This window comes from Scopulibacillus darangshiensis, assembly GCF_004341035.1.
In the GTDB taxonomy this organism is placed as follows: Bacteria; Bacillota; Bacilli; order Bacillales; family Sporolactobacillaceae; genus Scopulibacillus; species Scopulibacillus darangshiensis.
Genome location: NZ_SLXK01000075.1, coordinates 1 through 9,416, shown reverse-complemented (window position 1 = coordinate 9,416; position 9,416 = coordinate 1). Strand labels below are relative to the sequence as shown.

Genomic DNA, 9,416 nt, shown 5'->3' with positions numbered 1-9,416 from the left:
AATTCAAAAGGTTGCCCTTTTCAATCACGCTTGGCTTTTGTTTAGTTTTCAAGGAGCATTCTCTTCTCGATTTACTTCGACTTGCGTGACAACACGTTTTTTTGCGCGTTGGTCAATTGTTTTAATTTTTCGAATGTCGTTTAACAGCGACTTAACTATCTTATCATATTATGTCGTTGTTTGTCAACAACTTTCTTTTTTGGTCTTTCCTTTTTCAAGGAGCGACCTTGTTGATTATACACGGTTATATTCGCCTTGTCAACACATCTTAAATCTTTTTTTAAGTTGGTTGCTTAAAGCGACGCTAATAATAATATCACCTACAATGATTTGTGTCAATAGGTATTCTTGAATTTATTTCTTCAACAAATTATAGGCGGTGAAATTAATACTAACACCGCAGCGGGTAGACATCAAGTTTTTTTTCTAACCCTATTTAACCTTTAACGAGGTAAGCCATCTATAAAATAGTTTAAAATTGGGATAGGGGAAGGTGACTAACCTTCACGCCCCCCACACCACCGTACGTACGGTTCCGTATACGGCGGTTCCAAGTTATGTCTGACGAAGAAAGTTATATCTTGCCGTTAAGCTCTTTAGCCCTTGGTGACACCAATACGTGTTACCAAGGGTTTTGTGTAAAATCAGTGTAAGAACTTGGGCGATCGACTGTTAAATGAAACGGTCCGTCACTGTGGGTATGCCTAACTTGCGCAAACCGCAGCCTGGTTTCGGGATTTCGACTCGGCGAACGGGTTGGGGTTAATAGGTTCCCTCTAGTAACCCCTGTCTAATTTGTCGCCAATTTTCGTGGAGATGGGTTTGTAGGTCTTTTACATCCATTTCGTCCACGCCATGGCTACCTTTGTTCTTGCCCACTCGTTCTGCGGCCCGAAGAACATTTTCATTTGACACCACTCGTTTCATTAACATTGATATATCCTCCTGCGTGAGTCCTTTTCCTTCTTGTGTCATATCTGTTCTCCACCCTCCCGGAGTCCCACGTAAATTCATTACTTCCTCCTCCGGTAAGGTATCCTTCGCTTTCTGTTTCATCGAATGATATGTACGCCAAGGCGTGACTCTCCATAACCGGTTCAGTCCTTCCTTGATATCTTAAGCTATCAAGTACTATGACTTCTGCTGAAGCCCGTCGTTCAACGCACCCGTCTCGAGTACGCTTACCGTGTGTGCACGGCGTGCCAACAGGTTCTCCCCGGGTAAGAGTACAGACTTACCTTCCATGTCCCCGCCTCATTTATTCTGTGACACCTTCGGCAGTATGGATTTTATCTTGTTATGCAGACTTATCCAATGTCACCTAGCCTTATATGAGATTCGTGTCCCTCGGGGCGGAAGTTTGCCGCTGACTTCCTTCAGATGTGAAGGCCGCCCCGCATATCCTTGTCTTAAGCTACAGCTACTACTGCCTTCACTGTTCGGGACATGCACCCTATAGTCTGCACCCATGCCGGGCACACATATAGAAAAGGGAGCGGCTGTCACCGCTCCTTAAAATTTATTTATTATCTTCTCTATTACGCATCTGTGGAAACAGCAGAACATCTCTAATCGACGGAGAATTAGTTAAGAGCATGACAAGGCGGTCAACTCCAATGCCTAATCCGCCTGTAGGAGGCATACCGTACTCCAGAGCCTCAAGGAAATCCTCATCCATCATATGGGCTTCGTCGTTTCCTTCCGCTCTTTCACGGACCTGTGCCTCAAATCGTTCGCGCTGATCGATTGGATCATTAAGCTCGCTAAATGCATTAGCGTGCTCACGCCCGACAATAAATAATTCAAACCTGTCGGTAAACCTTGGATCCTCAGTATTTTTCTTGGCCAAAGGAGAGATTGCAACCGGATGCCCGTATACAAAAGTTGGTTGTATAAGTGTATGCTCGACCTTTTGCTCAAAAAATTCATTTACTACATGGCCAAATGACATGCTTTCTTTGATTGCGATATTATTATCGCGAGCAAGCTGGCGTGCCTCTTCATCCGTCATTTGCTGCCAAAAATCAACACCTGTCAATTCTTTAACAGCATCAACCATATGGACCCTTTTCCATTCCGGTTCTAAATTCACTTCTTGATCGCCGTAATTAATTAATGTTGTGCCAAGAACCTTTTTGGCAATGTATGCAATAAGGTTTTCAGTTAACGACATGATATCTTGGAAGTCGGCGTAGGCTTCATAAAGTTCCAGCATTGTAAATTCAGGATTATGACGCGTTGAGACACCCTCATTCCGGTAAACTCGTCCAATTTCATATACCTTTTCTATACCGCCAACGATTAAACGCTTCAAATGCAACTCAATTGCAATTCTCATATAAAGCGGAATATCTAAGGCATTGTGGTGAGTGATAAACGGCTTAGCGGCTGCACCTCCGGGAATGCTGTGCATTGTCGGTGTTTCAACCTCAAGAAAGCCCTTTTCATCTAAATACTCGCGCATGTATCTTAAAATTTTACTCCTGGAAATGAAAGTTTGCTTAACATCAGGATTCATAACTAGGTCTAGGTAACGCTGACGGTAGCGTTGTTCAATATCCTTAAGACCATGGAATTTATCAGGAAGCGGGCGCATTGCTTTAGATAGAATCTTAAAATCTTGGACTTTAATGGACAGCTCTCCAACCTTTGTTTTAAAAGCAATCCCTTGCACCCCTACAAAATCGCCGATATCTATCGTATTAAATAGCTCATATTGTTCATCACCGACTTCATCCTTACGAACATAAATTTGAATTTTATCAGTTAAGTCTTGAATATGAGCAAAGCCGGCTTTCCCTTTACCGCGCTTTGTCATGATTCGGCCGGCAAGAGTGACTGTGAACTCCTTTTCAGCCAATTCTTCTTTGGTGTAGTCCCCATACTGTGCAACCATCTCTTCAGCCGTATGAGTGCGCTCGTAACGTCCTCCAAATGGATTAATACCCTTTTCAATGAGGGTATTCAACTTTTCTCTTCTTGATAAGAGCAGGTCGTTCATTTCAATATCCTGACTCATCCCATCATCTCCTTGTTTATCAAAACCGATCGAAATGAAAAACAACTGCCAGTTTGCACCGGCAGTTAATTATCTAGCTCGAATTATAGAGAAGCAAATTGGCATTGTCAACCTAAAGCCTGTTATGATGACTGTTCAACTGTGATTTTGTCAATAAACTGGTTAAGAATCCTTTTCAGTCGTCGCCCCCTTCGCAGACATTGACTATTTTGCGGACGTCATTCCCACCGCGCAAACCTTTCAAATACCAAGCGGCATGCTTTCTCATTTCCTTAACCGCCACGCGTTCGCCTTTGAGCTTTGCTAAGGCAGGATTACAACCTGGTTTTTTAATTGGATTGGTCCAATTTAAAGCATTTTCATCACCTTGTTAATTTGTCAATTAACTAAAATCTCATCTATAGATACATTAAGTGTTTCAGAAACTTGTTGAACAAGCTCGGGTGTGGGGGTACGATTTTCCCGTTCAATCTCTCCTAATATTGATAACGAAACCCCTAATTTACGGGCGAGATCCTCTTGAGTCAAACCTTTTAGTTTTCGAAAAGCCCGAATTCTCCTTCCCCATTGTTTTCTTTCCATAGACGCACTCCTTCTTCATCCTTCAAACGCTCATAAATTGTTTTCAATGATTGACTTGTATCAGGCATGATTAATTCAGGATATATTTCTTTCAATGGTTTGACAACAAATAATCGTTTTGATATTTCGGGATGGGGAATCTTTAGATGTTCCATTACAATATTCTCATGATCATACAGTAAAATGTCAAGATCAATTGTCCTAGGGCCCCAATGAATTTCCCTTTTTCGGTCAAGAGACCGTTCAATGGCTTGCAGTGTCTGCAATAGCTCATCAGGGGACATTACCGTTTGAACATTTGCTACCATATTTAAAAAATCATTTTGTTTAACTGGTCCATATGGAACCGTTTCATAAATGGAGGAACAGGATCGGACCATAATGCCGTTTGTTTGTTCTATTTTCTCCAAAGCCTTTTTCAAATATTGATCACGATCGCCAACATTGGAGCCCATGCCAATATAAGCAGTTCGCAGTTCCATTATTCTCTGCCTCTGCTAATTTCAATGGCAACAAAGTCATAATGACCTGGAATCGGAGGATCAGGCTTAATCACTTTGACCTGACATTGCAACACATTGGGAAATGTCTTAAGAAGATTATCAGCAATCGCTTCGGCCACTGCTTCAACAAGCTGTTTTGCCGGACCCTCAACGATTTCCTTTGTAAGATTATAGACGTCAGCGTAATTAATTGTCTTTTCAATGTTATCACTTAAACCAGCCGGCTTAAGATCTATTTCTAAAGCAATATCAACGAAAAAACGCTGCCCTAGCTTATTCTCCTCACCAAAAACACCGTGATAGCCGTAAAAGGCCATTTTATTTAAATAAATTTTGTCCAACACTGTCACCTTCTCTTAAAATGGCGTCCATTACCCTTGCCATTTGCGCCACAGGCTTAACATCATGAACACGTACGATTTGGCAGCCTTTTGTAATACCCAAACAAACTGTGGCTCCGGTTCCCTCCATTCTGCCGTCCGTATTAGTTCCTAGGATTTTGCCGATAAATGATTTTCTAGAGGTTCCCAATAGCACCGGGTATCCAAGCTCCTTAAAGGCTTCCAGGTTTTTCATTACAACAAGGTTATCTTCGGATGTTTTCGCAAACCCAATACCTGGATCAATGATGATCTTATCTTTCGGCAATCCAGCCTCAATAACAAGTTGGATGCTCTCTTCTAAATCCTTCATCATATCGTAAATCATATCCGTATAGTCCATATTATTACGATTGTGCATTAATATAATTGGCGTGCCAAATTCTGCAGCAACGCGCGGCATGTCCGGGTCAGCCTTTGCTCCCCAAATGTCATTGATAATATCCGCACCAGCTTCTAAAGCCAATTTTGCCGTGCCTGCTTTATAGGTGTCGATAGAAATAGGGACATCTGAACGTTCCCGAATTGCCTTAATAACCGGAATAACCCTTTCAAGTTCAGTTTCCATTGGGACAAATTCGTGCCCAGGCCGGGTGGATTCACCGCCGATATCGATAATATCCGCACCATCCCGAATCATTTCCATAGCATGGTCAACTGCCTCTTGAATCCGATCATAACGCCCTCCGTCCGAAAAGGAGTCTGGAGTGGCATTTAAAATACCCATTATAATTGTTTTTTTACTATAATCAAGCCGGTGGCCGCGAATATCCAAATGCTGATATGGCAATCGGCTATTATTTACTTTTAGCACTTTCCTCACACCGCCTTAGAAAAAGTTCAAGATCTATTATAGCTTGTTTCATTTGTTTTATTAACTCTTGGGTCACGGTGCCTTTATCACCTGGCAGCGCGTAACCTTCAATGGCTGTGAGCGGCATGATTTCCTGTATACTATTTGTTATAAAAGCCTCATCAGCATTTTCTATTTCACTCGGCAAGAAATAACCTTCTTGCACACGAACACCGATTTTACCAGCACACTCAATCACAAAGTCCCTTGTTATCCCTGCCAGCAACCCCGTATCCACAGCAGGTGTATACAAAACTTTATTTTTCACCCAGAATACATTCGACACAATACCCTCAGTTATAAATCCTTCCTCATTTAAGAAAAGTCCCTCAACATTTACCTCATTGAGTAATTCCCGCTTGCCAAGAATGTTATTTAAATAGTGATGCGATTTGATCCGCACGTCACCTTCCGGGGTATTCCTTCTTACTCTAAGCCATTTGGCAGTTTTAGTCTTTGGTTGTTCCTGGAGCTGATTAACAAACAAAATAACCGTGGGATCCATATAGTATTCAGTATTCAAACCAGCACTGCTTTCTCCAGCCGAGATATTAAGTCGAAAACGGCCATCGGATAGGCCGTTTATTTTCAATAATGCGGAAATGGCTGAAAACATATCCTCTTTCGAGACATTTAAACGTATACCTAATTGTTCTAGAGTACTGGCGAGCCGGAGCCAATGTCTGTGAAATAGAACTGGCTTGCCATTGTACGTCCGGAAGGTTTCAAATGCGCCAAGCCCGTAAAGGAACCCATGATCAAAAGGAGATATCCGAACGTCCCGTTCATCTAAATACTCGCCGTTTATATAAAGTTTCATGGCATTTTCTCACCGGCATATTGATTTAAAAAGCTTCTCATGATATCCATACCTTCCGCCGTCATGATCGACTCCGGGTGAAATTGGACACCTTCAACAGGCAGCGTCTTATGCCGTATCGCCATAATTTCACCTTCAGATGTCCAAGCTGAAATATCAAAAACATCAGGAAGTGTCCCTTTTTCAACAATTAAAGAATGATAGCGCATTGCTTCAAAGGACTCACTAAGCCCTTTAAATATCGTTTTATTATCATGATGAACCCAAGACGTCTTTCCATGCATTAACCTTTCCGCCCGAATAACACGGCCTCCGAAAGCTTGAGCAATCGCTTGATGACCCAAACAAACACCAAGAATAGGGATGCTTCCAGCAAATTCACGAATGACCTTCATGCTGATTCCCGCTTCATCAGGGGTACATGGGCCTGGAGATATAATAATAATGTCGGGGTTCAACTTATGGATATCCGATACAGTTATGGCATCATTTCTGTAAACCTTAATATCCTCCTTCAGTTCCCCCAAGTATTGTACAAGATTGTAAGTAAATGAATCATAGTTATCAATCATTAAAATCATGCTTAACTCTCTCCTCTCTGCTCATCTAAAAACTCACTCAACTGTTTTGCCCGCCATAATGCAGCGGCTTTTTTGAGACATTCCTTGTACTCATGTCTCGGATTCGAGTCATAAACGATCCCGGCCCCGGCCTGAACATAGGCCACCTGACTTTTGGCAATCATTGTCCGGATGGCAATATTCCATTCCATATCTCCAGAAGAGCTCATCCAGCCTACCGAGCCTGTATACAATCCCCTGCGGACGGGCTCCAACTCTTCAATGATTTCCATTGTTCTTATTTTTGGTGCACCCGTTATCGTGCCTCCCGGAAAAATACCTCTTATGACATCGAACATATCTTTTTCAACGTCCAGTATACCACGAACATTGGATACGAGATGCATCACATGTGAATATTTTTCAATTGTTAAAAGCTCGTCCACCTCGACAGTTCCATATCGGCTGACCCTTCCCAAATCATTGCGAAGCAGATCGACAAGCATGAGATGCTCTGCTCTCTCCTTAACACTTGATAAAAGCTCCCCGGCTAAGTGTGCCTCTTCAGCATGATCCTTGCCCCGTGATCGTGTGCCGGCGATCGGCCTAGTTGAAAGCAGATGTCCTTCTTTTTTTATTAACTGCTCCGGTGAACCTGAAATAATTTGGCATTCAGGAAAAGACAGATATCCCATATAAGGTGAAGGATTCAACTCTCTTAGCTTCTTATAAATACTTATCGGTTCGCTTAATAAAGGCTGCTGCCCCCGAACAGACAAGTTGATTTGAAAAGTATCCCCCGCTTTTATATACTCCTTTGCAAGTTCTGCCGCCCGGACAAAACCTTCTTCATCCATTGACACGGTTGCAAACAGAGTCTCCGCTTGAGGCAAGTCTCCGCTTGCCCTATCCAAAATGTCTGTATCCTTTAGAATCTCCTCGTCAATCTTCTCAAATAAAGCATTGACCGGTTCATGGTCCACATCGTGAATATAGACATGGAGCATTGATGTTTTTTTATCAAAAACGAGAACAGCTTGAAAGGCTAATAAATAAATGTCAGGGAGGTCCAAATCATCTGTTGCCAAGTTAGGAAGATGCTCTATATCACGTGCCAAATCATAGCTTAGATAACCCATTACACTTTGTGAGATAGGGTGAGGCGGTGATTCCCGGTATTCGCCATTTTCTTTCATCCAGCTTTTTATAGATTCAAGCAAAGGGCCTTCCTTTTTTTCAATTGAATGCTTGGTTTCTATTGTCAGAACATGATCCTTTCCTTTTAGAATAGCGTAGGGACAAAAACCAATAACGGACATATCTCCCCTTAATCCGCTTTCAAGCAGAATGGAGTGCGTGTGTCTAGACGCCAAGCGTTCGTAAAGGTCAAAAAAGTGACTTTCTTTATATTTATAAGCGACATTAATATATTCTGTCAATTGTATCGTCAATGTTCAATTCACATCCATTTCATATCTTTTTCCCACTTCTTTTAAGGTAATCATGAAATGGATTGCCGTCAATACAAAAACGGGGCCATTAACCAAAAACCTTTACCTTGGCATGACCCCGTCCCATCGTTTACATATTAATCTTCAAATTGATACAAGGCTGTACTTAAGTATCTTTCCCCATTACTTGGCAATATTGTTAAAACCTTTTTGCCCTTGCCAAGCTTTTTGGCAACCTGAATGCCTGCATAAATCGCTGCACCTGATGAAATACCAGCTAAGACGCCTTCCTTATCTCCCGCAAGCCTGGCATATGTCATTGACGTATCGTTCGCCACAGTGATGACCTCGTCATATACCTCTGTATCAAGCGTTTCAGGTATAAAACCTGCTCCTAATCCCTGAATTTTGTGCGGACCAGGTTCTTTCCCCGATAAAATAGCAGAATCCTCAGGTTCAACTGCATAGATTTTAATATCCTTAAAATTTTCCTTTAAGACTTGCCCGGCTCCGGTAATAGTCCCTCCGGTGCCTATACCGGCTACAAAAGCATCGAGTTGGTCCATTTGTTCCACGATTTCTTTTCCTGTCGTTAACCTGTGGACTTCTGGATTAGCCTTATTTTTAAATTGTTGAGGCATAAAGTAACCCTTTGTCTGGACAAGCTCCTCGGCTTTTGCGATAGCGCCGTTCATCCCTGCAGATCCCGGTGTCAAAACAAGCTCAGCACCATAAGCCCGAAGCAGCTTTTGCCGTTCTGTGCTCATAGTATCAGGCATGATTAATACAGCTTTATAACCTTTGGCCGCTGCAACCATCGCCAAACCAATTCCAGTATTCCCGCTCGTCGGTTCTACTATTGTGTCTCCTGGCTTTATTTTGCCATCTTGTTCTGCGGCCTCAATCATAGCCTTTGCAATCCTGTCTTTGACACTGCTGCCTGGATTCATATACTCTAATTTCGCATAAAGCTCTGCATCATGTTCCCCAGTCAATTGACCCAATTTAACAATTGGTGTCTCGCCGATTAAATCAACGATTGAATTTGCAACTCTCATCTCAACGCCTCCCAATATAAATTCATAGTAAAACACTTGGATTTAAATGAATCTTACCAATCATACTTGGCATTGTCAATATATTCGCTAATTTGAATCATAACCACCCTTCCAAAGGGTGGTTTGCACAAAGGCTATAAGCCTAAACTACCGGCCGGCGTCTAAAGGCGCTGGCTTTCATTTAGCATTC

General features: G+C 42.2%; 9 protein-coding genes and 2 pseudogenes. All 11 read right to left on the bottom strand.

All coding sequences use genetic code 11. The features are described 5' to 3' along the window. Positions 1 to 675: 675 nt before the first annotated feature. Positions 676 to 933: pseudogene (locus EV207_RS23255) on the bottom strand (group II intron reverse transcriptase/maturase); the annotation flags it as partial. 586 nt (positions 934 to 1,519) lie between these two features. Continuing rightward, the gene (gene lysS / locus EV207_RS22615) at positions 1,520 to 3,019 is read right to left on the bottom strand and encodes a lysine--tRNA ligase (protein WP_132748670.1); all 1,500 of its coding nucleotides are present in this window, start codon (positions 3,017 to 3,019) and stop codon (positions 1,520 to 1,522) included. A gap of 175 nt (positions 3,020 to 3,194) precedes the next feature. After that, positions 3,195 to 3,326: pseudogene (locus EV207_RS23615) on the bottom strand (tRNA dihydrouridine synthase DusB); the annotation flags it as partial. A 71-nt stretch (positions 3,327 to 3,397) separates the two neighbouring features. Beyond that, positions 3,398 to 3,601, bottom strand: coding sequence for a helix-turn-helix domain-containing protein (locus EV207_RS22605; protein WP_132748669.1), 204 nt, complete (start codon positions 3,599 to 3,601; stop codon positions 3,398 to 3,400). After that, positions 3,553 to 4,083 carry a 2-amino-4-hydroxy-6-hydroxymethyldihydropteridine diphosphokinase gene (gene folK, locus EV207_RS22600; protein ID WP_132748667.1) on the bottom strand — a complete coding sequence of 177 codons (531 nt, stop codon included), beginning with the start codon at positions 4,081 to 4,083 and terminating at the stop codon, positions 3,553 to 3,555. Before folK ends, EV207_RS22605 begins: the two co-directional genes overlap by 49 nt. After that, the gene (gene folB / locus EV207_RS22595) at positions 4,083 to 4,445 is read right to left on the bottom strand and encodes a dihydroneopterin aldolase (protein WP_132748665.1); all 363 of its coding nucleotides are present in this window, start codon (positions 4,443 to 4,445) and stop codon (positions 4,083 to 4,085) included. The genes folK and folB overlap by 1 nt, the downstream gene beginning before the upstream one ends. Next, the gene (folP, locus tag EV207_RS22590; RefSeq protein WP_132748672.1) at positions 4,423 to 5,211 is read right to left on the bottom strand and encodes a dihydropteroate synthase; all 789 of its coding nucleotides are present in this window, start codon (positions 5,209 to 5,211) and stop codon (positions 4,423 to 4,425) included. The genes folB and folP overlap by 23 nt, the downstream gene beginning before the upstream one ends. Positions 5,212 to 5,281: 70 nt before the next feature. Further along, positions 5,282 to 6,157: an aminodeoxychorismate lyase gene (pabC, locus tag EV207_RS22585; protein ID WP_132748664.1), complete on the bottom strand. Its 876-nt coding sequence runs from the start codon at positions 6,155 to 6,157 to the stop codon at positions 5,282 to 5,284. Beyond that, positions 6,154 to 6,738, bottom strand: a complete 585-nt coding sequence (gene pabA / locus EV207_RS22580) for an aminodeoxychorismate/anthranilate synthase component II (protein WP_132748662.1) — start codon at positions 6,736 to 6,738, stop codon at positions 6,154 to 6,156. The genes pabC and pabA overlap by 4 nt, the downstream gene beginning before the upstream one ends. Before the next feature lie 2 nt (positions 6,739 to 6,740). Further along, the gene (locus EV207_RS22575) at positions 6,741 to 8,168 is read right to left on the bottom strand and encodes an anthranilate synthase component I family protein (RefSeq protein ID WP_132748660.1); all 1,428 of its coding nucleotides are present in this window, start codon (positions 8,166 to 8,168) and stop codon (positions 6,741 to 6,743) included. Positions 8,169 to 8,305: 137 nt separating this feature from the next. Beyond that, complete coding sequence (gene cysK, locus EV207_RS22570) at positions 8,306 to 9,226, bottom strand: cysteine synthase A (RefSeq protein ID WP_132748658.1); 921 nt, start codon at positions 9,224 to 9,226, stop codon at positions 8,306 to 8,308. Between the last annotated feature and the right edge of the window lie 190 nt (positions 9,227 to 9,416).